Raw genomic sequence first — 1,450 nt, 5'->3', positions numbered from 1 at the left:
CCTAGTAGGGCTTGGTCAGGTTCGTATCAGTGTGGGTATGTCGCGGTGGCAGGTGGGGCAGGCGCCGGTCCAGGTGGCCAGGAGTGTCTGCAGTTCGTGGACGACTTGGTAGAGGCTCAGGCCGGCGCCGCGTCTTTTGGGTCTCGTGTCAGTCGTTGCAGGGTGCAGAAGGCGTGGGCGGCGGAGACGAGGGTGACGTGGTGGTGCCAGCCGCTCCAGGTGCGGCCTTCGAAGTGGGCCAGGCCCAGGGTCTGTTTCATCTCGCGGTAGTCGTGTTCGATGCGCCAGCGGAGTTTGGCCAGCCGCACGAGCGTGGCCAGCGGCATCCCGGAGGGCAGGTTCGACAGCCAGAACTGCACCGGCTCACTCTCATCGGCCGGCCACTCGGCCAGCAGCCAGCGTTCGGGCAGCTCCGGACCGTCGCTGGTCGCGCGGACGCCGCGTCCGGCGGGGCGGACCCTGAGGGCGACGAACCGCGAGTACATGCGTTTGACGCCGCTTCGGCCCTTGCCCGGCCGGGAGCCTTCCCGCCAGGACACCGGCCGGGCCGCCGCCTTCCCCGCCGCGATGACCAGGTCCTTCACGGTCTGCGCGGGCTCGGGGTACTGCACTTTCGGTGGCCGGCCGGTGCCTGTGTAGGCGGGCTGGACGGGCCGGGCGTCGGCCGGGTGAGCGGTGTGGCGGGAGGAGATCCCCACCGCGTAGGGCAGCTTGCGTTCTTCCAGGCCATGGCGGAAGGCGGCGGCATCGCCGTAACCGGCGTCCGCGACGACCAGGGGAATCTCAAGGCCCCACGACCTGCTCTCGTCGATCATGTCCAGGGCCAACTGCCACTTCTCCACATGCCCCACCCGGGCCGGAATGCCGCAGCGGCTGCGGCGGGCGACCTTGGCCGCATCCGCCTCCAAGGAGGCAGGATCCCAGGAGGCGGGCAGGAACAGCCGCCAGTTGACCGCGGCCGAGGCACGGTCGGTGGCCAGGTGAAGCGACACCCCCACCTGGCAGTTGGTGACCTTGCCCGCCGTGCCGGTGTACTGCCGGGCCACACACGCCGAGGCGTCCCCGTCCTTGAGGAACCCGGTGTCGTCGATGATCAACGCCTCCGGGCCGATCGCCTCGTGCATCCGCCAGGCCAGCCGGGCCCGCACATACGCCGCATCCCACGGGCTGGAGGTGATGAAGTGCGCCAGCGCCTGCCGGTTGCCGTCCTCACCGAGACGGGCCGCCATCGGCTCCACCGACTTACGCCGCCCGTCCAGCAACAGACCGCGCACATACGCCTGACCCCACCGCCGCTGATCCGCACGGAAGAACCCATCGAACAACTCCGCCGCGAACGTCTCCAGGTCCTCACGGACCCCGGCCAACTCCTCAGGTGTCACACCACCCCAACGACGCTCGTAGAGCAGTAGACACGCATGCACAAGTGAAGATGACCAAGCCCTACTAG

1 protein-coding gene is annotated in these 1,450 nt (G+C 69.2%); it reads right to left on the bottom strand.

Going from position 1 to position 1,450, the window contains the following annotated elements; genetic code table 11:
• Positions 1 to 116 precede the first annotated feature (116 nt).
• Positions 117 to 1,382 (bottom strand): IS701 family transposase, encoded by a 1,266-nt coding sequence (locus ABZ659_RS35830; protein WP_360229186.1) that lies wholly within the window; start codon positions 1,380 to 1,382, stop codon positions 117 to 119.
• Positions 1,383 to 1,450: the final 68 nt, after the last annotated feature.

This window comes from Streptomyces sp. NPDC006997, from assembly GCF_040635175.1.
Lineage (GTDB): Bacteria > Actinomycetota > Actinomycetes > Streptomycetales > Streptomycetaceae > Streptomyces.
This window is presented reverse-complemented; position numbering and strand designations above follow the sequence as displayed.